At 69.9% G+C, this 25,996-nt stretch carries 20 protein-coding genes and 4 pseudogenes; 12 read left to right on the top strand and 12 right to left on the bottom strand.

The genetic code is table 11. The annotated features are described in order from the left end of the window. The first annotated feature begins 727 nt into the window (after positions 1 to 727). From SPRI_RS07050 to SPRI_RS07060, 3 genes are all read left to right on the top strand, one after another. Complete coding sequence (locus SPRI_RS07050) at positions 728 to 5,596, top strand: RICIN domain-containing protein (protein WP_053557700.1); 4,869 nt, start codon at positions 728 to 730, stop codon at positions 5,594 to 5,596. A gap of 81 nt (positions 5,597 to 5,677) precedes the next feature. After that, positions 5,678 to 7,036 (top strand): hypothetical protein, encoded by a 1,359-nt coding sequence (locus SPRI_RS07055; protein WP_005309807.1) that lies wholly within the window; start codon positions 5,678 to 5,680, stop codon positions 7,034 to 7,036. Positions 7,037 to 7,371: 335 nt separating this feature from the next. Beyond that, positions 7,372 to 8,214 (top strand): alpha/beta fold hydrolase, encoded by an 843-nt coding sequence (locus SPRI_RS07060; RefSeq protein ID WP_005309809.1) that lies wholly within the window; start codon positions 7,372 to 7,374, stop codon positions 8,212 to 8,214. Between the two features lie 82 nt (positions 8,215 to 8,296). On the opposite strand, the gene SPRI_RS07065 is transcribed toward SPRI_RS07060, so the two are convergent. Together SPRI_RS07065 and SPRI_RS07070 are read right to left on the bottom strand one after the other, a co-directional pair. After that, positions 8,297 to 8,923, bottom strand: coding sequence for a GyrI-like domain-containing protein (locus SPRI_RS07065; RefSeq protein ID WP_005309811.1), 627 nt, complete (start codon positions 8,921 to 8,923; stop codon positions 8,297 to 8,299). Positions 8,924 to 9,151: 228 nt separating this feature from the next. Then, positions 9,152 to 9,568 (bottom strand): winged helix-turn-helix transcriptional regulator, encoded by a 417-nt coding sequence (locus SPRI_RS07070; RefSeq protein WP_005309812.1) that lies wholly within the window; start codon positions 9,566 to 9,568, stop codon positions 9,152 to 9,154. Positions 9,569 to 9,653: 85 nt separating this feature from the next. On the opposite strand from SPRI_RS07070, the gene SPRI_RS07075 reads away from it, so the two are divergent. After that, positions 9,654 to 10,571, top strand: a complete 918-nt coding sequence (locus tag SPRI_RS07075) for an NAD(P)H-binding protein (RefSeq protein WP_037773354.1) — start codon at positions 9,654 to 9,656, stop codon at positions 10,569 to 10,571. Further along, positions 10,571 to 11,377, top strand: coding sequence for a class I SAM-dependent methyltransferase (locus tag SPRI_RS07080; protein ID WP_005309816.1), 807 nt, complete (start codon positions 10,571 to 10,573; stop codon positions 11,375 to 11,377). The genes SPRI_RS07075 and SPRI_RS07080 overlap by 1 nt, the downstream gene beginning before the upstream one ends. 102 nt (positions 11,378 to 11,479) lie before the next feature. Here the strand turns inward: SPRI_RS07080 and SPRI_RS07085 are convergent, their stop codons facing one another. Further along, the gene (locus SPRI_RS07085) at positions 11,480 to 12,895 is read right to left on the bottom strand and encodes an amidase (RefSeq protein ID WP_005309818.1); all 1,416 of its coding nucleotides are present in this window, start codon (positions 12,893 to 12,895) and stop codon (positions 11,480 to 11,482) included. Positions 12,896 to 13,218: 323 nt separating this feature from the next. On the opposite strand from SPRI_RS07085, the pseudogene SPRI_RS07090 reads away from it, so the two are divergent. Next, a pseudogene (locus SPRI_RS07090) lies at positions 13,219 to 14,429 on the top strand (alpha/beta hydrolase family protein). 7 nt (positions 14,430 to 14,436) lie between these two features. On the opposite strand, the pseudogene SPRI_RS39205 reads toward SPRI_RS07090, so the two are convergent. Next, positions 14,437 to 14,628 (bottom strand): annotated as a pseudogene (locus SPRI_RS39205) (Scr1 family TA system antitoxin-like transcriptional regulator); the annotation flags it as partial. A 69-nt stretch (positions 14,629 to 14,697) separates the two neighbouring features. Then, on the bottom strand, positions 14,698 to 15,105 hold the full coding sequence (locus tag SPRI_RS07095; protein WP_005309823.1) for a winged helix-turn-helix transcriptional regulator: 408 nt from the start codon (positions 15,103 to 15,105) through the stop codon (positions 14,698 to 14,700). A gap of 81 nt (positions 15,106 to 15,186) precedes the next feature. Between SPRI_RS07095 and SPRI_RS07100 the strand changes: the two genes are divergently transcribed. Then, entirely contained in the window at positions 15,187 to 16,656 is a 1,470-nt protein-coding gene (locus SPRI_RS07100; protein ID WP_037773356.1) for an MFS transporter, read from the top strand. A gap of 185 nt (positions 16,657 to 16,841) precedes the next feature. Here the strand turns inward: SPRI_RS07100 and SPRI_RS07105 are convergent, their stop codons facing one another. Together SPRI_RS07105 and SPRI_RS36915 are read right to left on the bottom strand one after the other, a co-directional pair. Beyond that, a complete protein-coding gene (locus SPRI_RS07105; protein ID WP_063805327.1) occupies positions 16,842 to 17,438 on the bottom strand; it encodes an IS5/IS1182 family transposase in 597 nt (198 codons plus the stop codon). Positions 17,439 to 17,528: 90 nt separating this feature from the next. Continuing rightward, positions 17,529 to 17,777, bottom strand: coding sequence for a transposase (locus SPRI_RS36915; protein WP_078535210.1), 249 nt, complete (start codon positions 17,775 to 17,777; stop codon positions 17,529 to 17,531). A 180-nt stretch (positions 17,778 to 17,957) separates the two neighbouring features. Here SPRI_RS36915 and SPRI_RS07110 point away from each other — a divergent pair, with 180 nt between their 5' ends. Next, positions 17,958 to 18,374 carry a hypothetical protein gene (locus SPRI_RS07110; RefSeq protein ID WP_005309829.1) on the top strand — a complete coding sequence of 139 codons (417 nt, stop codon included), beginning with the start codon at positions 17,958 to 17,960 and terminating at the stop codon, positions 18,372 to 18,374. Here SPRI_RS07110 and SPRI_RS36920 read toward each other — a convergent pair. From SPRI_RS36920 to SPRI_RS38780, 3 genes and pseudogenes are all read right to left on the bottom strand, one after another. Beyond that, positions 18,363 to 19,068, bottom strand: a pseudogene (locus SPRI_RS36920) (IS5 family transposase); the annotation flags it as partial. The gene SPRI_RS07110 and the pseudogene SPRI_RS36920 overlap by 12 nt on opposite strands. After that, entirely contained in the window at positions 18,990 to 19,529 is a 540-nt protein-coding gene (locus tag SPRI_RS38775; protein WP_324615991.1) for a DUF6192 family protein, read from the bottom strand. The pseudogene SPRI_RS36920 and the gene SPRI_RS38775, both read right to left, overlap by 79 nt. After that, entirely contained in the window at positions 19,433 to 19,783 is a 351-nt protein-coding gene (locus SPRI_RS38780) for a hypothetical protein (protein WP_063805328.1), read from the bottom strand. Before SPRI_RS38780 ends, SPRI_RS38775 begins: the two co-directional genes overlap by 97 nt. A 422-nt stretch (positions 19,784 to 20,205) precedes the next feature. Between SPRI_RS38780 and SPRI_RS38450 the strand changes: the two genes are divergently transcribed. Next, positions 20,206 to 20,481: a hypothetical protein gene (locus SPRI_RS38450; protein WP_158685141.1), complete on the top strand. Its 276-nt coding sequence runs from the start codon at positions 20,206 to 20,208 to the stop codon at positions 20,479 to 20,481. A gap of 41 nt (positions 20,482 to 20,522) precedes the next feature. Here SPRI_RS38450 and SPRI_RS07140 read toward each other — a convergent pair. Together SPRI_RS07140 and SPRI_RS39210 are read right to left on the bottom strand one after the other, a co-directional pair. Then, positions 20,523 to 21,583 (bottom strand): annotated as a pseudogene (locus SPRI_RS07140) (NB-ARC domain-containing protein); the annotation flags it as partial. Continuing rightward, the gene (locus SPRI_RS39210) at positions 21,580 to 21,717 is read right to left on the bottom strand and encodes a hypothetical protein (protein ID WP_234020342.1); all 138 of its coding nucleotides are present in this window, start codon (positions 21,715 to 21,717) and stop codon (positions 21,580 to 21,582) included. The pseudogene SPRI_RS07140 and the gene SPRI_RS39210, both read right to left, overlap by 4 nt. Before the next feature lie 670 nt (positions 21,718 to 22,387). Between SPRI_RS39210 and SPRI_RS07150 the strand changes: the two genes are divergently transcribed. The 3 genes from SPRI_RS07150 to SPRI_RS07160 all read left to right on the top strand — a co-directional run bounded on the left by SPRI_RS07150 (position 22,388) and on the right by SPRI_RS07160 (position 25,828). Then, the gene (locus SPRI_RS07150; RefSeq protein ID WP_037773361.1) at positions 22,388 to 23,509 is read left to right on the top strand and encodes a PQQ-binding-like beta-propeller repeat protein; all 1,122 of its coding nucleotides are present in this window, start codon (positions 22,388 to 22,390) and stop codon (positions 23,507 to 23,509) included. A 190-nt stretch (positions 23,510 to 23,699) separates the two neighbouring features. Continuing rightward, positions 23,700 to 25,346 carry a restriction endonuclease fold toxin-2 domain-containing protein gene (locus SPRI_RS07155; protein WP_005309847.1) on the top strand — a complete coding sequence of 549 codons (1,647 nt, stop codon included), beginning with the start codon at positions 23,700 to 23,702 and terminating at the stop codon, positions 25,344 to 25,346. A 26-nt stretch (positions 25,347 to 25,372) separates the two neighbouring features. Continuing rightward, positions 25,373 to 25,828 carry a hypothetical protein gene (locus SPRI_RS07160; protein ID WP_005309850.1) on the top strand — a complete coding sequence of 152 codons (456 nt, stop codon included), beginning with the start codon at positions 25,373 to 25,375 and terminating at the stop codon, positions 25,826 to 25,828. Positions 25,829 to 25,996: the final 168 nt, after the last annotated feature.

Below are 25,996 nucleotides of genomic sequence, written 5' to 3' on the forward strand. Positions count from 1 at the left end.
ACCGCCCCCGGTACCGCACAGCACCGGGGGCGGTGCGCTGCTGCGTACGGCGCCCCCGTGCAGCCGCTCCCCGGTGAGCCCTTCCGCGGCGTGGACGGTCTCAGGGAGCCGCGTTTCGCCGTGGCAACCCTCAAGGAGCCGAGGTCCACTGTCGTGCGGTTCCATCGGTCCGGCCCCGGCACATGCACGCCCACGGCGATGGGGTGACTATCGGTCAACTTCTGGCCGGGACTCCCCCGCACCGCCACTCCGTCTTCACAGAAGACACACAGATAACTCCTGGCGCACGCACGGGACTTGCACAGCAGATGCCGCGAAGAACGCCGCGCACACGGCCGTGAAGTGGGGCCCCGGGCGCTGAAATCGGCCCTTGCTCACCCACGCTGACCTGTGCCTATGGTGATCGCCGCGCGCGTGGTGGACCTTGACCGCTCCACCGTGGCGCGCACACCGACCGGCGGCCGGGGGAACGGTGCCGCCACGGGGAGGGATGGACCGTCATGCCACGACACCGGCTCACCACACAGGCCGACTTGGACCAAGCAGCCTGCCGTGCCTGTGCCGAGGCCGGGACAACGGCCTGATCGGCGCGCACCGGTTCCGCCTCCTCCGACGGGCCACCCCTACTGCCCTCGTCCACCACGAAGGATGTCTTGTGCGCCCCAGACCAGGGTTGCTCAGAACCCGAGCACGCAAAGTTCCGATACTCACCCCCCTCGTCACGTCCGTGGCGGCGCTCGCCGTCCTCGGCGGCCTGGCCCAGCCCGCTGCGGCGGACCGGTTCGCCGGACAGCGCACTGCTGCGGCGAGTGACTCCCACGACTGGTACGACGACACCGCCGCCGAACAGCTGCGGCAGGACCAGTGCCTGATGTCCGACGTGCTGCGTGTGGGCGGTCCGGCCATGGCCGCGATCGGCCAGGACGGCCTCAACCAGCCGCAGGACAAGCTCCACGCACTGGCCGACCGGGACCACTGGGAGGACACACCGCTCGCCAAGGCGTACACCAAGGACCGCGACGCGGCCGGCAAGGAGCTGGACGCCCTCCACGCCGTCCGGGACGGCTGGAAGGCGCCTCTCGACGGGCTGGAGACCCCCGCCGGGTTCACCGTTACCGGCTTCCACTGGCCGCCCGGGACCCGCGAGGGCGAGGACTTCTACACCCAGACCGGTCTGACGCGGTGGACCGCCGACCGGTTCTGGAAGGACGAGTTCGACTTCTACGAGGACTCGACCCCCGAGGCCGACGACGCGACGCGCAAGGCCGTCACCGACCTCGGCACCCCGCTCTACCCGGAGGACCCCGACCCCTCGCTCCCCTCGGACGAGTGGAACCGGGCCCTCGCCGAGCGCGACGCCTTCAAGTGGCTGACCGAATCGGGGCTCCACCCCACCGGCGCGGACGACGCCCGGATGTTCCTGACCTCCGGCGGCTTCCCCCGTACCGCGCCGGTGGCGGGGTCGGCCGAATTCCGCATCGCCGTCGAGGATCTGAAGACGCGTTTCGCCTCCTGCGCCTGGCGTGACCCGCTCGACCCGAGCAACGTCCTCGCGCCGATCAGCGAGACCGCCGCCGCCGAGTGGCAGCACGAGATCGCCTCCCAGGCCACGCAGCGCAACCAACTGCTGAACGCCAACAAGGACGCCACGCAGGCCCTCGCCTCCGGCTCGAAGGCGCTCGGCGAGATGCTGGGACACTCCTGGGTCGCCGACCGCCTCGCCCGCTGGCAGAACTACTGGTCCGCCGGCGGACTCGGCTGGATCGGTGACAGCCCGGTCGTGATCGAGCTGCGCGGCACCACGGGCAAGTGCCTCGACGTCGAGGGCGCCAAGACGGCCAACGGCACCCCGGTGCAGGTCTACACGTGCAACGGGTCAGCCGCGCAGCAGTGGCTGCTCGAGGGCGACGACCTCGGCATGCATCTGCGCAACGTCAACTCCCAGAAGTGCCTGGACGTCGCGGGCAACGACAGCGCCAACGGCACGAAGATCCGGATCTGGACGTGCAACAGCAGCCCGGCGCAGACGTGGGAGTCCAACATCCGCGCCACCGGCCCGCTGAAGAACAGCGGCACCGGCAAGTGCCTGGACATGCCCAAGTACGACAACAGCGTCAACGCCCGGCTGTGGACGTGCAGCGGCGCCGCGCCGCAGCGGTTCGGCATCGAGCCGTCCGGCCACAAGGGGACGGACAGCCTCTCCTACCCGGACAAGGCGCAGTTCGACAAGGCGAAGCGTGGTGTGGCCGCGGCGCAGGCAGGGGCGAAGGCACAGCTCGCCGTCCTGAAGAAGCACGCCGCCGCGGCGAAGGCGTCGGCGACCGCCTCCGACAGCTCCGAGCAGGCCGCCTATGCCGTCGCCGACAAGATCGGTGCGCCGCGAGGTCGTGGTCTGCTGGTCGGTCAGCAGAAGGCGCAGGTCACCCAGGGTGCGGCAGCCGCGCTGGAGGCGATGGTGAAGGCCGGCGAGACCGCCGAGGCCGCCACCCGCGCGTCGGCAGGCGACAGCCACACCATCGCGCAGCGTGCGCTGGCGCAGGCCGCGCAGTCGAAGGCGGAGTTCCGCAAGGAGGCCGCGTACACCGCCGAGTTGCAGGCCAAAGCGGCGGCCGACGCGGCCAAGGTGCACCGGGACAACGCCAAGAAGGACAAGGAGACGGCCGAGGCCAAGCTGGCGGTCGCGGTGCAGGCGGAGGCGGACGCCAAGGCGGCCGCCGCCGAGGCGCACGCCAAGCGGTTGTCGGCGGAGGCCGAGGAGAAGACGGCCGAGAAGGAGAAGGCGACCGCGGCGGCCAGGCAGACCGAGGCGGCGCAGCACCGTAGGACCGCCGAGGCCGAGGCGTCGAAGGCGCAGTCGGCCAAGGAGGCGGCGGAGTCGGCCGAGGGCACCGCGGTCGAGAAGAAGAACGCGGCGGAGAAGTCCCGCGACAAGGCGCGTGATCTGCGGGACGACGCGTGGGACGCGGAACAGAAGGCGAACGCGGCGCGGGCCAAGGCGATCGCGAAGGAGGCGTTCGCTCAGGCGCACGAGTCCGATGCCAACGCCAAGGAGTCGAGGGCGGCGGCCGACGCGGCGGCGGGGCACGCCGATGACGCGGAGGCTGCGGCGGGCCGGGCCCGTACCGCGGCCGACGCTGCGACGCAGGCGGCGGCCGACGCGGACGCGGCGGCCACCCGTGCCGAGGCGGCCGCGAAGCGGGCCCGCTCGGACGCGAATGCCGCGCAGGCGGCGAAGCTGAAGGCGGACGCCGCGGTGCGGACCGCGACGAGCGCCGCAGCGGACGCGATCGACGCCTCCGCGCACGCCTCCGCGGAAGCGGCGGCGGCAGTCAAGCTGGCCGACGAGGCGGAGAAGGACGCCAAGGCCGCCAAAGCCCACGCGGACGAGGCGAACAAGGAGGCAGGCAAGGCGCTCGTGGCCTCGGCGAAGGCGGCCGGCTTCGCGCACGTCACGGCCCAGGCCGCCGTGGACGCCGGGAACGCAGCGGCGCAGGTCGCCAAGCCCGCCAACGACGCCATCCAGCTCGGCTCCCCGTACGTCACCACGGACTCGGCCGCGAGCCTGGTCGTGCTGACCGGGCAGGCATCGAAGTCGATAGCCGAACAGCAGAAGGCAGTCGCCGACGCGCACGCCAAGAACGCGCAGCAGGAGGCCGCGCTCGCCCAGAGCCTGGCCGAGGCCGCGCAGGGCGACGCGAAGGCCGCCTACCAGCACGCCGCGAACGCCGCCGGCCATGCGGCCCGCGCCCGTACCTACTCCAAGGAGGCACTCGGCCACGCGGCCGACGCCGCCAAGGCCGCGTCCTTGGCCTCGGCGTCGCTGGCCCGCACCATCGAGTACGACCGCAAGGCCACCGAGGACGCGGCGGCCGCCGACAAGGCCGCCGGCCGGGCCGAGGGCCACGCCGCCGACGCCCGCGCGTCCGCCGACGCGGCCGCGCTGGACGCCCAGGCCGCCCGCGACGCCGCAGCCGCGGCCGAGCAGGCCGCCAAGGACGCCCGTGCGGCGGCCACCCGCGCCGACGCCGCCGCCACCGCCGCCGAACAAGCGGCGAAGGACGCCCAGAAGTACGCCGAATCCGCCCAGCAGGCAGCGGAGTCCGCAGAACGCAAGAAGGCCAACCAGCAGGTCTCCACGGGAGCCGGCACCGGCATCGGCGGCACCTGGTACGTCGTCGACGAGGACACCATCAAGGTCACCGACGCCAAGCAGCTGGGCGACTGCGTCATCGAGATCGGCTTCGAAGGCTGCACCGTCACCTTCGACGTGACGTTCACGGCGACCGTCGACTTCTACCTCTGCACCGACCCCGAGGTGCCGGCCACGGCGTCCGGCTGCCCGCCGGAGAACACCCTGCTTCTCGAGACCAAGACCTTCCCGGGTCTGAAGCAGAAGGTCACGCGGTACTTCAGCAAGCTCGACCTGATCCAGCAGACGGTCGTCTACCAGCTCATCAAGGCCGTCCTGGTCCAGGACTTCGTCGACTGCTATCACGGCAGCGCCGGCGCCTGTGCCTGGGCCGCGTCCAACTTCATCCCGGGCAAGGCCTTCGCCAAGATCGCCGAGGGCATCCGTGCCCTCGACGCCGCCATGCACACCGGTGTCGGCGTCGCCGACGCGTTCAAGGCGCTCAAGACCCTGGACCTGGACCCGGCGACGCTGGCCAAGCTCCAGAGCACGGTCAACACCTACGAGGACGTGGCCACCGCCTGCAGGGTCAACAGCTTCCCCGGCGACACGCAGGTCCGGATGCCGGACGGCACCCGCAAGGCCATCCGCGACGTACGCACCGGTGACCTCGTCCTCGCGACGGACCTGTCGTCCGGACGGTCCGTCGCCCGGCCGGTGGTCGACACCTTCCGGCACGACACGCGAAGGCTCGTGGACATCTCGGTGGCGGGCGGTGAGCTGGCCAGCACCGTCGGCCACAGGTTCTACGTCGAAGGCCGCGGCTGGGTGCTGGTCTCCGACCTCCGGGTGGGCGACCGGATGCGCACACCGGACGGCTCGCTCCGTCCCGTGACCGGACTCGCGCAGCGGGGCGACCTCTCCCCCACCGAGGTGTTCGACCTGACGGTCGGCGGTCTGCGCACGTTCTACGTCCGCCCCGAGGGGTCCGCGCAGGACCTCCTCGTCCACAACTGCACGAACATCGTGGCCGACGAGGGCGTCGGAGGGGCGCACACCCTGGAGCAGCACGTCAACAAGACCGATGCCCAGATGATGGAGAAGGCCAGGAAGGCGCAGGGCGGGGTCGCCGGCAGGTGGACCGACGAGGCGACCGCGGCCCGTGCGGTGGACGAGGCCATGCAGCAGTGGATCCGGGAGCCCCGCAATGCGGAGCGGCTGGACGCCTGGGTGAAGAAGGAGGCCCAGAAGCAGGGCAAGCCGGGTTACATCTTCGACGCGAAGCGGGACGCCCTCCCCATCGAGTGGACGCTCAGGAACGAAGGGTCCCTCGGCACCGTCTTCAAGGTCGGCGGCCCCGCTGCCGGTGAAGCGGCGAGCAACAAGGTGAGGATCCTGCTGAAGTACGTGGGCAAGCAGCACAAGCCCAGCAAGTACGTCGTCTTCACGGCCTACCCGCTTCCGTGACAGCACCGCACTGATCCGCACCGACGAGAACAGCGGGCACCCCTCCGGGCGGAGGGGTGCCCGCACCCATCAGGAGGCCCCATGACGCACCGGACACGCCCGGTCCACTACGTCAGCCATGAAGCGGACTTCGGCCTCAGCGGCCTGGCCGGGACCGTGTGCTCCCGTTCGACGCTGCGCCTCGACGGGCCGACCGTGCTCGCCCTCGCGCGGCGGGCGGCGACCGAGGACGAGGACGAGCAACTGGGCAGGGACGCCCGGCTGCTGCTGGACTCCCGGCTTCCGGACACGGTCCTCCACACCGTGTGGCTGGCCGCCACGCGCGGCTGCTTCGACCCGGTGGAGGACGGCACGGACATGCGGGCGTGGCTGCGCCGTGTCGCCGATGTGTGCCCGGCGCCGGGGGCGGAGCCTGGCGGGTTCGACGGTGGCGCACCGGAGCAGGCCGGGCCGGTGGTGCCGGAGTTCGACGGTGACGCACCGGAGCAGGCCGGGCCGGTGGTGCCGGAGGAGGAACTGAGCCGTGCCGTCACCGCGGAGATCGACCTGGCCGCGGCCGGTCTCGAGCGCCGCGTCGCCGTACCCGGCGTCGTCGCGGCCCTGCGCCGGGTCGTGCGGAATGCGGACGCGGACCTGGGGTTCCGGATGTTCCTGCGTGCCGCGAAGGCCTACTCCGTTCCGATCGAGGCGGACCGGTACGACCGGCTCCTTGAGATCGGCGACCGCCTGGCCTACCCGGGGTCCGCCGTGTACGAGGGGCTGACCGTGAGGTGGCCCCCCGTCGACCCCGGCCGGCGCGACTTCGCGTACGGGCGTTTCGGGCTGCCCGTCCTCGCGGCCGTCTTCCACGGGTCGGGCTGGCGTCAGGAAGGGACGCTGCGCGAGAACATCGAGCGCGTCGCCCATGCCGACGCCGGGCTCGTCCCGGGATCACAGGCGGCGGTGCTTCTGGAGGACGTACAGCGCCTGTCGCGCTCCGCCCTGCCGGACGACGCGGTGACCGCACTGTGGCGAGCGGCGTCGGGACGGTGGAACGACACCGACGACTTCGACGCCGACGGCCGGACGTGGCTCGAGCAGATCGCCGAGGTGTGCCTGGAGCGGCTGAAGGATGTGGACCCCGCCTACGTCCCCTTCGTGTCGCCCGCCCGGACAAAGTCGGCGGACCCGGTCCTGCGCGAGGTGCGGCAGGCCGCCCCGGAACTGACGGACCGTCCGGAGTACGCCGGAGCCCCGGCGCTCCGCAGCGCCGTGCCGGCGCTGGAGGCGTGCGTCACGGCCGTCGACCCGGACCTCGCGTTCCGCCTGCTCCTGCAGACTCTCGGCACCTGCGACGTCACGATCGACGAAGCCCGCCGGGCCCGCTTCGAGGCGATCGCCGAACGGCTCGGCTACAGCGAGGACCATGTCGAGGACCGGTTGCCGGTCGATCCGTGGTGACGCCACGGCACCGGGCGGGCGCGGAACAGCGGCACCTCGACGCCACAGCGCGCCGATCACGCGTGCCCGGCAATCCGACGCGGTCCGGACCCGCTACGGGGAGCACCACGTGTCCGACGCAGTGGAGCAGTTCGTCGAGCGCCACCGACCCCTCCGGGCGGTGCCGCGGACGGCGGGCCGGAGTCAAGGGGACGGGCGCGATCACGGCAGCGTCGGGAGCGACCGAGGCGCCCACGGCCTGTGCCACCTCTGCAGTCCCGGAACCCGGGCGGCCCCGACCGGCGTACGGCAGCGGCTCGCTTGACCCTCCTGGCAGGTGCTGACAGGGTCGGGCCATGCCCACCTTCCACGCCCCTGACGGGACCGTTCTCGCCTGCCATGTCTCCGGTGACGGTCCGCCGTTGATCTGCCTGCCGGGCGGCCCCATGCGGGCATCCGCCTACTTCGGCGACCTCGGGGGCCTGGCAGCGGCCGGCCACCGGGTGGTCGGGCTCGACCTGCGCGGCACGGGCGCGTCCGCAGCCGCCACCGACCCCGCCTCGTACCGCTGTGACCGCCAGGTGGACGACGTCGAGGCGCTGCGCCTGCACCTCGGTCTCGACCGGATGCGTCTCCTCGGACACTCGGCCGGGGCGGAGCTGGCGACGCTCTACACGGCCCGGTACCCGAAGCGGGTCTCCGACCTGGTGCTCGTGACGCCCGCCGCCCAGGCCGTCGGCGGCCGGGTCACGCCCGAGGACCGTTTGGAGATCGCGCGGCTGCGGCGTGAAGAGGAATGGTTCCCCGCTGCCTTCGAGGCGCTGAAGGCGATCACCGAGAACCGGGCGACGGACGCCGACTGGGAGGCGGTCGCCCCCTTCACCCACGGACGGTGGGACGCTGCGGCCCGCGCGCACCGTGCGGCGGGTGCGGATCAGCGGAACCGGGAGGCCGCGGCGGTGTACGACGCGGAGGGCGCCTTCACTCCCGCGGCGACTCGCGAAGCACTGGCCGGGTTCGAGGGACGGACTCTGCTGCTGGCGGCCGAGTTCGACGTCGCCGCACCGCCGCGCACGGTGGCCGCGGCCGCAGAGGCGTTCCCTCACGCCGAGACCGTCGTGCTGCCGGGCGCCGGCCACTTCCCCTGGCACGACGCCCCGGAGGGGTTCGTCCGTGCCGTCACCGGCTTCCTGGGCTGACCCGGCTCGACAGGAGCGCAGTCAATCTTTTTCGACGTCACCGCCGACGAGGCAGCCGTCTTTCCGGACACCCCGCAGCCACTCACCCGGACCGCCCTTCCACGGGCTGCCGCAGAATCGTCCTGAGCCCGGCGGGCGCGGTCCTGCGTGGGTCGCTGAGGTAGATCTCGTGGTGCAGCCCCGCCTCCCGCAGGTTGTTGGCGGGTAGGTACTCGTGGTGCAGGCTCGTCAGGATCGGTGTCTCGTCGTCGTAGGAGCCGATGTGGAGGACCTGGGCGCTGGTGCCCTCGTGCAAGGTCTCTGACCGGACGTTCTCGATTGCCGGCAGCTTCTTCTTGGTCAGGGCGGTGTGCTGGGCGCCGTCGATCATGTCGCCGGTGATCCAGTCCGGGACGTTGAGGAGCAGTCTCCACCGCCAGTTGTCCTTGCGTCTGGCCAGGAAGTCGTCCATGTCGTCCGCCCACCACAGTCCCTCGAGCGGGCCCACGACGAAGTCCTTGCCGAGGTCGCCCTTGCTCGCGAACTTGACGGTGTAGGCGACCGCGTAGAGCGCCTCGACCGCTCGGCGGTACTCGTCGGTGGTGTTCGGGTCGCCGTGCCCGTCGATGGCGAGGAAGTGGAGCTCGGGGATGTCGACGAGTTCCCAGACCGTGTTCTTGGGCGCGTAGCACGTCTTCAGCGCGCGCTTGACGTCGTATTTGGCGGTCACGTCGGGGTCACCTTCCTGGTGGGTAATTGCCATGACGGATCACGAGGTCGTCCGGAGCGCGGTGGCCTCGGGGCGCTCGGCGAATCGCCCGTACCCGCGGCAGGCGCCGTCGCGGACGAGGACGAGGACGAGGACGACGGAATCGGGTGCGGTGGCCGCGCGCCGGCGGCCCGGCCCATGCGGCGGCCGACCTGGCATGCGGCTGGGGCGCCCGTCGGCACCGCCCGGTCAGCGGATGCCGGAGCCGGGGTGCTCGGCATCCCATGCCTCGCGTGCTCGCGCGATGGCGTCGCGGTGCTCGGCCGACCAGTCCGCGAGGGCCTTCACCAGGTGGGTGAGGGCGTGGCCCATCGTCGTGAGCTCGTACTCGACCTGTGGAGGCACCGTCGGATACACGGTCCGGGTGATCAGTCCGTCCCGCTCGAGCCGGCGCACGGTGAGGGTCAGCATGCGCTGCGAGATACCGGGTACGGCACGCTGCAACTGGCGGAAGCGGCGTACTCCCTGGGCCAGTTCGACCACGATCAGGACCGACCACTTGTCGCCGATCCGGTCGAGCACATCACGGATCCCGCAGTCTTCGTGTTCCTCCCCGCAACTGACGACGGGTGCGGTGGTGGTTACTTCCGTGTGCCCCACTGACATCGAAGTGCCTCCTTACGCTCCCTGACACGAACCCGCAGGCTGGTCCCGGTCACCGAAGAGAACCTACCGGAACGGAAATACCCTGATGATCCTGGTCACCGGAGCCGCCGGCGCCCTGGGCACACTGATCGCACAGCGGTTGGGCGACCGCGACGACACGATCCTGGGCACTCGGGATCCCGGACAGCTCCAGGCCCCGCTGCCTGTCCGCCGCCTCGACTTCGACGAGCCGCGCACCCTCGTCAAGGGCTTCGAAGGCGTGGACGTGCTGCTGCTGATCTCCGCGGGCTACGGCGAGGACGACACCGTGATCGCCCGGCACCGCGCCGCGCTCGACGCAGCGGAGAAGAGCGGGGTGCGGCACGTCGTCTATACGAGCCTGACCGCCGCGGGCGACCACCTCCCCTACGCCCTGCCGCACCGCTGGACCGAGCGCCGGATCCAGGAGAGCACCATGGACTGGACGATCCTGCGCAACGGCCTCTACGCGGAGCTGCTCGCACGGATCGCGGCTCCGTCCGCGGACGGGCGGATCACCGCCCCGCTCGGCGAGGGCCGCCTGGCGGCCGTGGCCCGCGCGGATCTGGCCGACGCGGCGGTCCGCGTGACGGTGGAGGCCTCCGCCCATGCGGGGCGTGTCTACGAACTCGTCGGCGAACAGGCCGTGGGCGGAGCGGACTTGGCGCGGGCCCACGGACCGCACGTCACCTACGAGCCGGAGACACTCGCCCGGACCCGCGCGCGCATCGCGGCCGGTGGCGCCGAGCCGTTCCAGGTGCCGATGCTGGTGGGCACCTGCTCCGCCGTCGCGGCCGGCTTCCTGTCCCCCACCGGTGGCGACCTGCGCCGACTCCTGGGCCGCGCCCCACGCTGCCCGCTCGCCGCCGCCGTCGCCCAGTGCCGCGTCAGGCAGTGTTCGCCTGTCGCGTCGGCAGGCACGGTCGGCTCCAGGTCGCATGGCGGCGCGGCTGGGCGGGGATTTCCTGAGGCGGCGCTACCGTGATGAAGGTGACAGGAATCGACGCCGAGCGGCGGTGGTCCGAGTCCATGCCGGCGGCCTACGAGCAGTACCTCGTGCCGGTGGTCTTCCGGCCCTTCGCCGAGGATCTGGCCGCCCGAGCGGCGGCACTCCACCCCCGGCGTGTTCTCGAACTCGCCGCCGGGACAGGCGTGTTGACCTCGGAGCTGATCGCGGCGGCACCGTCGGCCGAGGTGACGGCCACCGATCTCAACGAGGCCATGGTCGCCTTCGGGTCGGCCCGGTCCCCTGACGCGGCGTGGCGACAGGCCGACGCGCAGCGGCTGCCGTTCCGGGACGGCGGCTTCGACCTGGTGGTCTGCCAGTTCGGCGTGATGTTCTTCCCTGACCGGGTTGCGGCCTTCACCGAGGTCCGCCGGGTGCTGGCACCGGGTGGCGGGTTTCTGTTCAACACCTGGGGCCCGCTCGGCACGCACGCCTTCGGAGCCGCGCTGCAGTACGGGCTGGAGCGGGCCTTTCCGGTCGACCCGCCGCAGTTCCTCCCCACGGTCCCGCACGGTTACGCCGACCCCGCTGTCGTGGCCGCCGACCTGACGGCCGCCGGGTTCGCTGTTGAGGAGGAGCAGGAGCTGACGCTGGAGGGCCGGGCGGCGTCGGCCACCGACGTCGCCACCGGGTTCCTCGCCGGGACACCGGTGCGCGCGGCCGTCGAGGAGCGCGGCGGCGGGCCGGCCGCCCGTGCCACGGTCATCGAGGAGATGACGGCCCGTCTGGGTTCAGGCCCGGTCACCGCCCAGATGACGGCATACGTCTTCCGCGGCACTGTCTGAACACAGGAGCGTCCGCGCCGAGGAGGGCGGTCACCGCCCGGAGCCGCCGGCCGCGGCACCGGTGGCCTACGTCTGTGGTGCCGCGGACGCCGGCCCCCGAGGTCAGAGGTCCTGGATGCGCCGGAAGGGACGGTCGGCCTCCAGGACGAACGCGACCTCCAGAAGGGTCCGTTCGTCGCCGGGGCGGCCGGAGAACATGACACCGATGGGCAGCCCCTCGTCCGTCACGCTCGCGGCGGGCACCGAGATGGACGGCGTGCCGACGACGTTGTTGACCGGCGTGAACGCCACGTACGCGAGGATCCGTTCGATCAGCGTCGGGAAGGGGACCGTCGGGGCGAGGTGGCCGATCGGCGGCGTGGTGTGGGCGAGTACGGGTGAAAGCACGAGGTCGACCCCCCGGAACGCCGCAGCGTACGCCTCGCGCGTACGCCTCAGCCTCCGCACCACACCAGGGGTGCTCGACCACTTCTTCACGTACATCTCGCGCAGTCCTCGGCTGAGACCGTCCATGCGGCGCCGGTCGAAGCCGTCGCCGAGGGTGCGGCCCGTGACGCCGATCAGGAACGACAGCATGCCCCAGTAGGTGAGGAAGTCCTCGGTGAAGCGGGGGTCGATCGCCGGTCGGACCGGCGATACGGTGTGGCCGAGCCGCTCGAGCGTCGCCGCCGTGTCCATGACGGCCGCGCGGCCGGCGTCGTCGGTTCGGACACCGTTCGGCGAGTCGAGCATGAGCCCGATGCGCAGCCGCCGCCCCGAGGGGCCTTCGACCAGGCCGACGGGCGGCAGCTTCGGGTTCCGCCAGTGCGTCTCGGCGGCGGCCAGGAACGCGGCGGAGTCCCGCACCGTGCGGCTCACGATGCCGTCGCCCACGATGTCGAGCGGCAGTTGGCGGCTCTGCGCGTTGGCCACGACCCTGCCGCGGGTCGGCTTCAGACCGACGAGTCCGCAGCAGGCGGCGGGGATGCGGATCGAGCCGCCGCCGTCGTTGGCGTGCGCGATGGGCACGGCCCCGGCCGCGACGAGCGCCGCGCTGCCGCCGGACGAACCGCCCGCCGAGTGACCGGTGCCCCACGGGTTGCGGACGGGTTCCGCGTCCTCGTACTCCGTGGTCGGGCTGAACCCGAACTCGGGCAACCGGGTCTTGCCGAGCACGGTGACGCCGCTGCTCAAGTACTGCCGGGTGAAGGGCGCGTGCCGGCGAGCGGCCCTCGGAGCGAACGCGCCGCTGCCGTGTCCGGTGGGCAGTCCCCGGTAGTCGGTGCTGTCCTTGACGAAGGTCGGCACCCCCGCGAAGGCGCCGCCGGCCTCCCGGTCGGGTGCGGGGTCGTCCATGTGCACCTCGACGGCGTTGAGCCGCGCCTCCACCGCCCTGACCCGCGCCACCGCGTCACGGGCGGCCTCGGCGGCGCCGACCTCCCTGCGCCGGATCGCCTCGGCGAGCCCGACCGCGTCGTGCTCCCCGAGAGCATCGTCGCGGAACGCGTGCACCGTTGTCTGTTCCTCGAATGTCGTCACCGCTGGCTCCGCCCGTGGACGCGTGGATGGTTGTCCGGCATCATTCCTTACCGGCGAGTAGCAGACGAGGGCCGGTACGAGACCTCCACACGATCCGGGTCGCGCCGACCGCTTCCGGGGGCACCCCCGGTCGGGCACCCGCCCGGCGGTGAGGCCGGTCGCGGTCCTGGCGCTGGGCGCGGCGTCGGCCGGGACGTACGGGCAGGGGGCGCCCGGGCGGTGTACGTGCGCCCTGAGGCGGAGCCGGTACCTCTCCGGGCCGACGCTTCAACTACCCCTGCAGAGCGACGAGTTCACGGTACCTGCCGTCTAGCGTGCGGGGCATGGACAGACACCGCAATGCCACCGTTTCCGCCCTGCTCGGGCTTTCGCTGACTTTCGCGTTCCAAGGCCCGGGGGCCGCCTCGGCCGTCCCCGCCCCCGTCCCCGCCGCCTTCTCGGCCGGCATAGAGGGGGAAGCCGGGATCGAGTTGCCCCGCCCCACGGGCCGCCACCCCGTCGGGACGCAGACCCTGCACCTGACCGACCACCGGCGCAGCGACCCGTGGATGCCCTCGGCCGCCCGGGAGCTCATGGTGTCGGTGCACTATCCCGCACAGGCCGGAAGGGGTCGTTCGGCGGCCTACATGACCGAGGAGGAGCCCGGCTTCTGCTGGAGTCGCGGGGACTTGACGGGGTCGTCCCCGCCACGGCCCTCAGCGGAACCCGCACCCATGCACGCGTGAACGCCCGCCCTGCGGGCGGCCGCTTCCCGCTGATGGTGCTGTCACCGGGCTTCTCGGTGTCCCGCAGTTCGCTCACCGCCCTGGCGGAGGACCTGGCGAGCCGGGGGTACGTCGTCGCCGCCGTGGACCACGCCTACGAGTCCGTCGGGACGGCCTTCCCCGGCGGTCGCGTGCTCACCTGTCTGGCGTGCGACCACGTGGCCACACGAGAGGAGCGGGCACGGGTCGCCCTGAGACGGGCGCAGGACCTGTCCTTCGTGATCGACCGATTGACGTCGCCGCGAACGCCTCGACGGACGACGCAAGGGCACCGCACCCTTTCGTACGCGCTCATGATCGACTCGAGGCGGATCGGCGCGGCAGGACACTCCGTCGGAGGCGCCTCCGCCGCCACGCTCATGGCTCAGGACCGGCGTGTGCGCGCCGGCGTCAACCTGGACGGGGACTTCTTCGCCCGTCTTCCCGAAACGGGCCTGGACGCCCACCCGTTCATGAGGACGGGGTCCGCAGCCGACCACGGCCCCGGCGACACCGAGAGCGACTGGCAGGAGGCCTGGGCCCGTCTCGACGGCTGGAAGCGCCGGCTGACAGTCTCGGGCGCCGAACACTTCTCGTTCACGGATCTTCTGTTCCTGGCGGAGCAGCTCGGTCTGACAGATCCCGCGGCGCCGCTGTCGGCGGAGCGCGCATGGCAGCACACGCGCGACTACACGGCCGCCTTCTTCGACATGCATCTGCGTGGCATGTCACGCCCCCTGCTCGACGGCCCCGTGCCTGATCGTCCGGAGGTCGAGTTCCAGCCGCGGTGACCGGCAAGCGCTCGTACTCCTCGGTCTGCAACAGCCCCGGCACCGCCTGGTTCGCGTACGCGTGCAGGTCGACGGCCTCAGTCTCCAACTTCGCCGCGTCGCGGAAGAACGCCGGATACCGCGCCCGCGCGACCTCCTCCTTCATCTCCTGCAACACGCCCCGCGCGCCCAGCAGCTCATCCGCCCGGTCGATACCCCGACACCGAGCCCCTGCTCGTCCTCCTCAGGCTGCAGGCGCAATCAGGTCGGCTGACCTGTCGCCCCCTGCCTACGGGTGAGGCTGACCGGCTTGCGTGGCCGCGGCTGTGGAGTCGTAGGCAGTTCGGGCCTGGGCGATGGAACCACGATGCCGCTCCGCCCACTCCACGAGGCCGGTGAGGTATGAGTGCAGCTCTCGTGCCATGGAAGTGAGGTTGTATTCGACCTTCGGCGGCACGGTGGGATGAACGGTCCTCGTCAACAGGCCGTCGCGTTCGAGTCTGCGCAGGTTCAAGGTGAGCATCCGCCGGCTGATGCCTTCGATGGAGCGTTCCAGCTCGGTGAACCTGACGGGGCCATGCGCGGCAGCGACCAGGATGCTGATGCTCCACTTGCCCGCCACATGATCAATCACCTCGACAAGCGGACACGCCTGGGCGGTGACCTCCTGGGACACATGCGTGTGACTGCGTGACATAAAAGTGCCTCCTTCCCCAGCGCCTCATGGTTACAGAAGATGACGGCTGTAACAAATAGTTCCCCAAAGGGAGGTTCGACCATGCCCCTGCCCAACGCACGGGCGAGTGCATCGCCGTGGCTGACCGTCATCCTGCTCTGTGTCGGCCAGATGATGATCGTCCTTGACCAGAACATCGTGAACGTGGCGCTACCCGCTGTGCAGCGTGGCCTCGGATTCTCCTCCGAGAACCTCGTCTGGGTGGTCAACGCCTACGTCATCCCGTTCGGTGGGCTCCTGTTGCTGGCCGGACGGCTCGGTGACCTGATCGGACGGAAGGCCGTTTTCCTCACCGGGATCGTGCTGTTCAGTGCCTCGTCGGTTCTGTGCGGTGCCGCGGCCAGTGAGACTGTGTTGATTGCGTCGCGCTTCCTCCAAGGGATCGGTGGGGCGGTCGCCTCAGCCTGCATCCTCGGAATGGTCGCGACCGTGTTCTCCGAGCGTCGCGAGCAGGCCCAGGCCATCGCTGCTTACAGCTTCGCCTCCGCGGGCGGCGGAGCGGTAGGGCCGCTGCTCGGCGGCGTTCTCACCGATCTGCTCAGCTGGCACTGGATCTTTTTCATCAACGCACCGATCGGTGCCGTCCTCGTTCTGGTCGGCGCGCGAGTGCTCCCCCGGGACCGCGGCGAGGGGATGGGCAAGAGCACCGACTTCCTGGGAGCCTTGCTGGTCATGGCCGGCATGATGCTCTTGGTGTACACCATCGTGGACGCTGAGCGTGTTGGCTGGGGAGCGCTCCAGACCTTGCTGCTCGGTCCGGTGTCCCTCTTGTTGCTGATCGGGTTCGTCGCCCGCCAGGCCACGGCTGCCAAGCCGCTGCTGCCGCTGAGGTTCTTCCGCTCGCGGAGCCTGACCGCGGCCAACATCGTCCAGTTCCTGATGATCGGCGGCATGTTCGGCCTGTTGTTCTTCGGCACGCTCTACCTGCAGCAAGTGCTGAAGTACAGCTCGCTGCAGGCCGGTATGGGGTTCGTGCCCATCGCTGTGGTGATCGCGGTGGTGTCCCTCGGCCTTTCAACCCGGCTCATCACCAGGTTCGGCCAGCGCGCGATGCTCCTGCTGGGGCTCGCCCTCATCATCGGGGCGTTCGTCATGCTGTCGTTCGCCCGCGTCAATGGCGTCTACCTGGTGGACTTCCTCCCAGCCAGTCTTGTCATGGGGCTGGGCTTCGGCCTGGCCGCGCCCGCCGTCATGGGGCTCGGTATGTCTGCCGTTACGCCCGCCGAGTCCGGCATCGCCTCCGGGCTGTTCAACACCACTCAGCAGATCGGGGGCGCCATGGGCCTGACCGTGCTGAGCGCTCTCGTCAGCGCGCGTACGAACAGCCTCACCGCCGCAGGGAAGACCGAGGCGGAATCGCTGGCCGGCGGCTACCATGTGGCCTTCCTCGCCGCGGCCGGATTCACGCTGACCGCCCTGGTCATTGGCACCGTCCTGCTCAAGGCGACCCCGCCCGAAGGCATGGAGCAACAAGGCATGGCGTCTTCTGAAGAAAACGCGCCTGTCTCCTGACCAGCATTGGTCAACCCGGTCACGGGACCTGCCCGGCGTCTTCTGTTGCCCAGACAGAAGTTCTTAGCCACGATCCGACACGGGGTGTTCCTCGAACCCTCGGAATCAGCGCAGGGCCGTGGGGGCCAGTCGGACCGTCGGCTGCTGCATTCGGAGGCCTATGGGCTTGGGTCTGCCGACTGCTTTCACTGGCTCGACGGTATGTGGTGACGTGCGCGGTGGGCGGGGCGGGCGGGTGAGACGGCGGACCATGAGAGTGATGAAGGTCCAGGAGATGTGGGCCTCGCCGTGGGAGACGAGCCTCTCGTAGTCGCGCACGTTCTCCTGGCTCTCCTGATCCACGAGATCGCCCGCTCGACACGCCACCTTTTTGCCAGAACGGCGAAGCCGTCCTGGTCCTTGCGGCGGGGCACCGTCTTGAGGGTGATGCCGAGGAAGGGGTGGGACCAGCCGACAAGGGTTCCGCCGTAGGCCGAGTCGGCCCAGGCGACGGCGACGGCGACGGCGACGGCGACGGCGACGGCGAGTTCAGGATGGGTCAGTCGCAAACGGAACAGCTGGTCGCGGGCGGGGATACTGTCGTATGGTGCCGCGGGGATGACCATGACGGCCAGGGCCATGCCGCGCATGTCGACCGCCAGGTGCCGCTTCCTCCCGTTGATCAGCTTCCCGCCGTCAAACCCGCGGGTGTCCTGGCCCACCGTCTCGGCACCCTTGACGGACTGGGAGTCCAGGATCACCGCGACGGTGCGGGCATTGAGGCCGTCATGAACACGGACCATCTGGTGCAGCTCGGCATGGATACGGGCCAGGTCCCCGCTCGCCCGCCATCGCTGGAAACCCCGTAAACCGTGCGCCAGGGGATGCCGGAGTCAACCGGAACCGCCCTCCAATTGCACCCAGTCGTTGACGTATCGGATGGCATCGACGACGTTGCGGCGCGGATGTTTCTCCGCACGCCCGCCCGTGGGCAACTCGCAGGCCGGGACGGGCAAGAGCGGTTCGAGGACGGCCCATTCGGCGTCCGGGACTTTCTTGGCGTGCGGGGCGGTGATCCGGTGATGAAGTTGGTGATTCGGTGCAGTTCCGCCTGGAAGATCGCCCGTTCGTAGGAGATCCACATCTGGCTCTCCTCCGACATCTGAAACCCGTCCCGTCTGCTGTAACTGATCGTTTCAGAATGAGGATGGCGAAGAGAGTGCTGTCGTGCTCGGCTTCGTCCGTAAGATCACTCCATGCCTGCTGACGAACCTGTAACTCGGTCCATGTGTCGTGTCCAGCCGATATCAGCTCCTCGGCCGATGCCGGAGCTGCCTCAGCGGATCTGGTCAGATGAGGACTGGGAGCGGATCCAGCGTGGCTACGCGTCACGGGACATGGATGAGAAGTGGGACGTCTTCACAGAGGGTGAGGTTGCCTTCCTGCATCGAAGCTGGACCGGTTACGGAGTATTCGCGGCAACCTTTGCGCCGGCTGATGGCGGTGGATGGCGGATCGTCAGTGCCGTGGTAGAGCGTGATGGCGAGCGCTACGGAGGCACGGACGATGCCTACGACTGCGTCATGCTTGAGTTGGTCATCACCGCCATCGTGCTTGGCGAACCAGCGCCTGAGCTCCGCTCGAAGCTGGTGGAGTTGACTCGTCGAAAGCCGCGTTCTGCAGATGCCCCGGCCGGCGTGATTCAGCACAGCACCCTGGGACTGCGCTCAGACTCCTAGTCGATCACTTGGAGCGCCGGACAGACATCGGATGCATATGTGGCTGCATGCCAGTTCGAGTAGGCCTGGTGGAGGTCGGCGCGTCGTTCGTAGCGGATGCGGAGCCGTTTGAACTGGTGGAGCCAGGCGAAGGCTCGTTCGACCACCCAGCGCACCTTGCCCAGTCCGGAGCCGTGGGCGATGCCGCGTCGGGCGATCAGGGGTTTGATGCCGCGCTTCCACAGCAGGCGGCGGGATTTGTCGAAGTCGTAGCCCCGGTCCGCACACAGACGCCGGGGTTTGCGGCGGGGGCGTCCCCGCAGTCCCCGGATCGATGGGATGGCGTCCAGCAGCGGCAGGAGCTGGATGACGTCGTGCCGGTTGCCGCCGGTGAGGGTGACGGCGAGCGGGGTTCCGTGCCGGTCGACGATCAGGTGGTGCTTGGAGCCGGGGCGAGCGCGGTCGACCGGTGAAGGGCCGACATGATCCCCCCTTTGCGAGCCCGGACATGCGACCCGTCCACGGAGCAGTCGTCCAGGTCCAGCAGGCCGTCGCGGCGCAACTCGGCCAGCAGGGCGGCGTGCAGGCGTGGCCAGACGCCGGCCTCGGTCCAGTCCCGCAGCCGACGCCAGGCCGTCACGCCGGAACAGCCCACCGTCTCCGCGGGAACATCGCGCCACGCGACACCGGTCCGCAGCACATACATGATGCGGGCCGGGTCGTCGAACCGGGCCCCGTCCTCGCCGGCACCGAAGGTGTTGTCATAGTCCTCCTCGAACCCGTCCTCCTCGAACCGTCGTCTTCGAGTTCGGCCTGCTCGAACTGGGCCTCGTTCACGTTTTCCCGGGCCTCGGGGTCGCGCATCGCTTTGAACGCCACTTCCGGCTGGCGCAGGAAGTCGGTGGCCACCTGCGCCGCCACCGCCTCGTCATCACGCGCCAGCTCACGGATCGCCTCGACCTTCTCCTGCGCGGTGACCAGGACCAGGACCTCCTCGGTCTTCCAGCCCACTAACTTCTTGGCCACCTCCGCACTCCACCGACGCCGACCGGTGCGCTCGCTCAACGGCGGGTTCCCGATCAGCTCGAAACGACCGGTACGGAGGCCAGGATCCGGTGCACCTCCCAGGAGACCCCTGTCTGCCGATGCTCGGCGGGCCACTGCGCGGCCACCCACCGGTGCGTACGGACCGTATAGAAGGACAGCCCGATCTCCTCGGCGAACAGCCGCAGCGACTCCTCCACACCCTGGGCACCCTCGTCGAGCGGCAGGTGACCGCCATGCCCGCGAAGCGGCACCAGCTCCAGAGCCGCATCCCCGAGAGCGAACTGGCAGCGGGTGTCCTCCTCCACCATGTCCACAGACTCGGCCACCAGCTCGTCGTAACGGCTCCGTGTGACCTTCCCGACCATCTCCACCATTGGGGCCATGGCGCACCACCCGGCGGGGGCCGAAGCGTCGGCGTCCCTGCGGCGGCTGCGGACCCCGGCCCGGCGATGCGCCCAGAGTCCACCTCACACCACCACCATCACCAGATGCCAAGCCAACATGGTTGCTTCTGGCCTGTACCGCGTCCCGAGACGCCGACCTCGTCAGCTGGTCCACAAATCACGGAGCGTCAAACATGGGTTCTGACACAGCTTCTGACTGACAACACCCCCTTCTGGAGCACCCTGCACCATGGAAGCCTCTGAACTCGCCGAGCTGCGCACGACATACATCTTCACCCCCGGTGAAGCATCCACCTGGGGCCTGACCTACGACCTCGTCGAGACCAGCCTGCGGGAGCGCACCAGCGCTGAGTTCACGCTGTCTGCAACCGGAGGACGAAGGCCCGGTGCGCGGATCGGCGATGTACTTCGGCTTCACACTGGGCGAGGAAACGCTGGAGGGAACGGCGAAGCTCGCCCCCGAGGGCATCTCCCTGGAAGACTGCACCGCTCAATCAGCGGCGGAATTCGTCCAATGGCTGCGGAACGCCGTGGTGGCCGACGGCGTGTCCATCTGGTTCAACACGGAGTGGGGCCTTGAGGCCGGCCTGCCGGACGCGGCCGTGGCCGATGCGCCCCGGCCACGCGTCGTCGCGGGCTTCCTGGCTCACCTCGAAGCGACAGGTCTCCTGAACTGACATAGGGCCGGTCTGCACAGTCGCGTAGTTGCCCCGGCTCACGAGTGATCGAGCAGTCCCCGAACCCCTTCCATCCGGTCGGCAGGCAGCGGCAGGTCGAGCCGGGCGTCGGCCAGCAGCGACAGGGGCAGCGGGCCGTTCGACCAGCAGGCGGAGCGGGGTGGCAGCCTCGGGCAGGTTCTGCCCGACCAGGGAGTTCAGGGCGAGCTGCCACGTTCCGCTCACCAGGTGACGTGAATCGTTGCTCGCGTCGGTGACGCTCTGGTCGATCAGTTCAATGGGATCCGGACGCTCCTGCAGCCGACGCCCGTACTCCTCCATCGTCCAGGGGGTGATCACCTGGTGGGCCAGGAACCCGCCGGCCAGGGTCAGGGCGAGCGGCAGGCGGCCGAGGCGGTCGGCAATGGCGGCCGCGTCGTCGGCGGAGCCCGTTCCGGGGGCCAGATCGCGCAGGACCTGGGCCGCCTCGTCACGCGGCAGGACACCCGCATACAGCAACTCGGCGGCGGGCAATCGGTGGCCGGCGGCCCGCCGTGTGGTCATGAGGACGGTTCCGCGGGCTGGTGGTGCGCAGCCACCCACCGTCCCGCAGCACCGCCGGGTCGTCGGCGTTGTCCAATACCAGCAGCCATGGCAGGTCGGACCGGTCGAGATGGTCCCAAGCCAGGTCGGCCGCCGCGCGCGGGCCGTTGCGCGCGGCCATCAGCTCGCCGTCCCTGGCGCCGCGGTCGGCAGCCACCGCGAGCATCCCGGCCCGCAGGGATGCCTGATCGGAAGCGTTGACCCACAGGCCCAGGCGTCCGCGTTCCCGGGTGGCGTGTTCGAAGGGTGCGCACGCCACGGCCGTCTTGCCGCATCCTCCCAGGCCGCGCAGGACGAACACGGTGTTTCCGGCGTCCTCGGTCACCGCCTTCTTCAGGCGCCCGACGAGTTCGTGGCCATCCCGGAGGATGGCCGGTGCTCGGCCGATGGGCGGACGCCGCACCGAGTCCGGGCCGATCCAGGCGGTGCCGTGATGGTGGTGCTCGATGATGCGCTGGTCGCCTGAAGCCTGGTAGACGCGCCCCTGATCGGTGGCCCGGCTGTCGTTGCGGCCGGTCACCGCTCGTCGACGTTCAGGTCGCGGCCGGCCTGGTGGACGCGTGCGCTGCCAGAAGCCTTCGCGAGTTGGGTGACGGTCGCTGTGGTGTGGGTGTCGGGCGCGAGTTCGTACAGCAGGGAGCGCAGTTCCGCCATCAGCTCGGGGTGGGTGACCAGGAGACGGCGGATGCGGCCTCGCCACTCCGCAGCGATCTCCCGCTCGGTCTCCTCGTCACCGCCGGCCCGCGCGTCCAGGAGGTCCCGGCGCGACGTCGAGTTGGGCGGCGACTTGCTCCTCGTGGTCCGGTCGGACGCGTCGCCACAGTGCGAGCACCCCGTTCCGCATGCCGTTCCACGTGTCGGTCGCCAGCAGCGTCGCGATCGTCGTCCCTGCGGCGCCTGCTAAGAGGGTGAGCTCCGCCTCCATCCGTTGCCCTCCCTCGATCCCGGTCCGGCTCACAACTCCAGGGAGCCGATGCAGTGTCAGTGCCCCGTTCGACAACGGCATGCGCGGGGCCGGGCGGCTTCTGCTCGACCGGCACCAGGGACAAGCAGCGCCAGCGCCGAGGGGTGTTGACGTCGCCTACGATCACTCAGAGCATTCGCGCAAGAACGGGGAGGAATCGTGCGGACCACGGCAAGGCCTGCTGTCACAAGAGTGCTGCTGTTGGCAACTGCTGTAGCACTGCTCGTCGGCACCGGGTGCAGTAGCGGCAGCGACACCTCGCCACTGGACTCGCCGAATAACGCGACAACGACACCGGCGTCGCCATCCCGCCCCGTTCATGATCCTCCCTCCGAGTTCGCTCTCGGCTCCGGCAGCCCCATGCCGCAGGAAGCAACGGCCGGACGTCTGACCGTCGGCGGCACCCTCAAAGACCCACTCCCGATCGCCCTGCACAAGTCGACGGCCTACGTGGCACTACCAGACCGCGTCCAGGCAGTGGACACGGCGGACGGCCGCGTACTGGCGACCATCGCGCCCCGCGAAGAGGCGGTGCGCAACTCCGCTGAGTGGGACGTCGACGACTCGGCACAGGCTCCCGCTGTCGTCCCTCACGGCGACGCGTCGACGCTTCTGGCTCCGTTCTTGGTCGAGCAGTCCGGCACCGGCACCCAGGCGGACCATACGGCGGTCGAGCTCACCGGCAGCGACACGGACTCCCACGAAGTGACATGGCGGCTCGTGCTGGATCTCCCGAAGTGGGCGGAGACCTCTCTCAGTACGCTGTACACCCGAGTCTCGGGCAGTGAGAACGGGAAGGCGCTGGTCACCGTCTGGGACCGGACGAACGCCATCACGTTCGCGGTCGACGTGGGCACGCACAAGGTCCTCTGGACACTGGACGGGTTCTGGGCCATCGGCATTGCGGCAGGTACTGCGTTTGGTGCGACCCTCGAGGATGGGACGGCCCATGAGCGGGTGGCCGGGCACGGCATCGTCGACGGAAGGCGGCGCTGGATCGGCACGGACAGCTTCGGCCTCAGCGCCTATTCCGCTGGTCCGCACCTGATCATCCTCCGTGGCCGTGACTATGCCTCGGGTGAGGCGTACCACCGCCTTGTGGACGCGCGCACCGGCACAACGAGACGTGAGATGCCGGCCGACCTTGCCGGCGCTGATTGCACATACGACGACCGGAGGACACTCGTATGCTCCGGCAAGGGAGCCGAGGGCGATGTAGCAGCGGGATTGGACGCCGGCAGCGGCGAGATTCTGTGGCAACTGCCCGACGACGCTGCCGATCGCGTCGCACCGAAGGTTTCCACCGCGTGGCACGGCCGGGTCTACGGAACCACGGGCAACGGAATCGTCGCACTCGACGCACGCACCGGGAAGGATCTCCCAACGGCACCTGCCATCGCTCCGATCCTGGTCAACGAGACGGTGGGGCTCGCCCTCGACGAGAGCGGGGACATCCTGATGGCCTATCCCACGAGCGGCTGAAGGGTCTCGCGACCGCAACTGATCTCCGGGTGCCCCGGACTGTGCCTGCGGGGCGGGGCCCGGACAGACGGCGCTCCGACTCGACGCGGCAAGCCCCTGCAGCCGCCCGCAGTCGGCCGATACCCGTACAGACGTGCCAACCGACTCGTACTAAGTTGATCACTCACGTCTGCAACGGGGAGGCAGCACAGTGAGCGGACTCGCACCTGATCTGAAGTTCGTCGCCGAAGGAATGATTCGCGGCTCCATGGGGCTCATCGAGTCCATGCGCGGCGCCCGCGACACCGCCATTGCCCTCGGTCACGAGCTTGCGCGGCAGCACGGGATGGCCGGAGACGACGACGCCGGGCGTGCGTTCGCCAAGGTGTACGTGTCGGCCGCGTCCGCCACCTTGAACCAGATGGGCTTCAGCTCCTACGTCCTTGGGGAGACGAGCCGCGGTCTCATGCGCACCGCGCGCGAGTTCATGGCCCAGGAGAGCAAGCTGGTCGCCCAGCTTCTCGGAAAGCAGGTGGATCTGACCGTAGGCATGGGCGACCCTGGGGCCGACTGCACGGAGAACTACCTGGGCCTGGGCCGTGACCTGCCCGAGGTGGTCGGTGAAACCGCCTGGTACGACCAGTACGCACCCTCAGGAAGAAGCGATCGGTTTCGCGGGTCGCAGGAGAAGATCCGGGACGTCGCCGGGTCCTGGCGACAGGCCGGCTCCCTGATGCAGCGGTTCCTGGAAGACGCGCAGACGTACTCCAGCACTGCCGGCAAGGCTCATTCCGGTGAGGCGGCCGACGCCTTCCGTGCGTACGTCAAACACTTCGTCGGTCTCACCTGCCCGCCTGCGAAGGCAGAGGCGGACGAACCGCTGGTGACGAACCTGGTCGCCGCGTGCTCACAACTCGCCAAGGCGTGCGACCGGTACGCGGACCACGTCGAGGCGGCCAAGGAGAGGATCCAGCAGCACCAGAACGATCTCTTCACAGTCGACATGCCATGGGACCAGCCGATGTTCGGGGCGAACGGATACGACGGCGGCCTGCACGACGCGGTGCTCAGCGACCCCTGGATACAGGACCTGGGCAACGTGGCGCACGCACTCGACTCGGCGGCCGGGCGAGTCAGACTGCCGCAGCCCGAGGGGCCGACACCTCCCGGCCTGCCCGGGGTACCCTTCCTGCCGCCGTTCATCAGGGTGCCTGTGCCCGTCCCTGTGCGCCTGGCGTCCTTCTCGGGGACATCGGCTCCCATGCTGCTTCCCACGGTCAATCCGGTCGACCCCGGCATCCCGTTCGCCGACCCCATACCTCCCGCCCCGGGGAGTACTCGCCTCCTCACCGCTTCGGAGCAACAGCAGTTCCGCACCTGGGCCAATACTCTGCGCCCCGGAGGACTGGCCGGGGGCGGCGGGCCCCACAATCCGGACAACGCCTACCAGTTGCGTATCGCGGGCTACCCCGAGCGTGAGGTACCGCTGGCGGGTCAGAGGCGAGGGCTCATGGTGGACGGCATACGCCCTGCGGACGGCCACCTCGTCGAAGCGAAGCACGTACGGGACCCTGACTGCACGAAGAAGAGTTTCAGATCTCTCGACAGGGTGAACGAGACGCTGGTCAAGCCCGTCAAAATCAACAGCCAGGGCAAGATCGCATGGGATCCCATGGTCGACTCCATGTATCGCGGCGACCAGAGGGAGCTGAACCGGTACAAGCAGGCCATGGACAACCCGGCGAACAACGAGATCCGGGGCTTGGAGATCGTCACGAACGGCAAGGACCAAGCCGCTTACTGGCAATCCATGATGGCGATGACAGGGACTCCCGGATCGACGCGCTACGTACCGTGAATCAGCCGTGAACCAGAGGAAACGCAGTGGCCACCGAACGCAATGTCCGCACCAACATCGGCTTCTATCCTCCTCAGGAGGACGGCGGCGCCTGGCGCTCCAACCTGCCATCGCTGGAGGATGCGCTCCGGCAGTCATTCCCCGACCCTGTCATCGAGCATTCGATCTCTCCGCTGCACGGCGAGCAGGCGCTCGACTTCGAGATCGCGCTGGCTCCCGAGGTGTGGCTCACCGGCACCTCGTCCATGGAGGAACCCGACTACGCCTACATCACCCTCGTCGATGCCACCGCCGACGAGGCAGCCGTCTTCGCGACGTGGCTGCGTGACTCGTTCGTGCCGTCACCCGATCTCGTGCGCTTCATCAGCAGCCTCGCCATGGCCGGCGGCGAAGAGACGCCGTGGGTCCTGCCGGCCACGGGAGGCAGCGAAGAGGTCCTGGCGGAGATCCGGCGGCACATCGAGACCTTCGACGTCTTCTGAGCCATCGCGATGCCGTCGACCGCCTCACGGTGCCGTCGCTCACCAACAGTCCGGAGGCCGGCGAAGATCTCCTCCAACACCACACCTACGCCTACCGGGCAGACAACCACGTCACCGAGATCCGGGAACTGACCAGCGCCGTGAGCGTGGACGGCGGTGACCCGACCG

The sequence above is a fragment of the Streptomyces pristinaespiralis genome, from assembly GCF_001278075.1.
Classification (GTDB): domain Bacteria; phylum Actinomycetota; class Actinomycetes; order Streptomycetales; family Streptomycetaceae; genus Streptomyces; species Streptomyces pristinaespiralis.

Coding starts and splice junctions, on each gene's coding strand:
- SPRI_RS07055 (WP_005309807.1), top strand. CDS start 5,678: ATGACGCACCGGACACGCCCGGTCCACTACGTCAGCCATGAAGCGGAC.
- SPRI_RS07060 (WP_005309809.1), top strand. CDS start 7,372: ATGCCCACCTTCCACGCCCCTGACGGGACCGTTCTCGCCTGCCATGTC.
- SPRI_RS07070 (WP_005309812.1), bottom strand. CDS start 9,568: ATGTCAGTGGGGCACACGGAAGTAACCACCACCGCACCCGTCGTCAGT.
- SPRI_RS07075 (WP_037773354.1), top strand. CDS start 9,654: ATGATCCTGGTCACCGGAGCCGCCGGCGCCCTGGGCACACTGATCGCA.
- SPRI_RS07080 (WP_005309816.1), top strand. CDS start 10,571: ATGAAGGTGACAGGAATCGACGCCGAGCGGCGGTGGTCCGAGTCCATG.
- SPRI_RS07095 (WP_005309823.1), bottom strand. CDS start 15,105: ATGTCACGCAGTCACACGCATGTGTCCCAGGAGGTCACCGCCCAGGCG.
- SPRI_RS07100 (WP_037773356.1), top strand. CDS start 15,187: ATGCCCCTGCCCAACGCACGGGCGAGTGCATCGCCGTGGCTGACCGTC.
- SPRI_RS07105 (WP_063805327.1), bottom strand. CDS start 17,438: ATGGTCCGTGTTCATGACGGCCTCAATGCCCGCACCGTCGCGGTGATC.
- SPRI_RS07110 (WP_005309829.1), top strand. CDS start 17,958: ATGCCGGAGCTGCCTCAGCGGATCTGGTCAGATGAGGACTGGGAGCGG.
- SPRI_RS38780 (WP_063805328.1), bottom strand. CDS start 19,783: ATGGCCCCAATGGTGGAGATGGTCGGGAAGGTCACACGGAGCCGTTAC.
- SPRI_RS38450 (WP_158685141.1), top strand. CDS start 20,206: ATGTACTTCGGCTTCACACTGGGCGAGGAAACGCTGGAGGGAACGGCG.
- SPRI_RS39210 (WP_234020342.1), bottom strand. CDS start 21,717: ATGGCGGAACTGCGCTCCCTGCTGTACGAACTCGCGCCCGACACCCAC.
- SPRI_RS07150 (WP_037773361.1), top strand. CDS start 22,388: ATGCCGCAGGAAGCAACGGCCGGACGTCTGACCGTCGGCGGCACCCTC.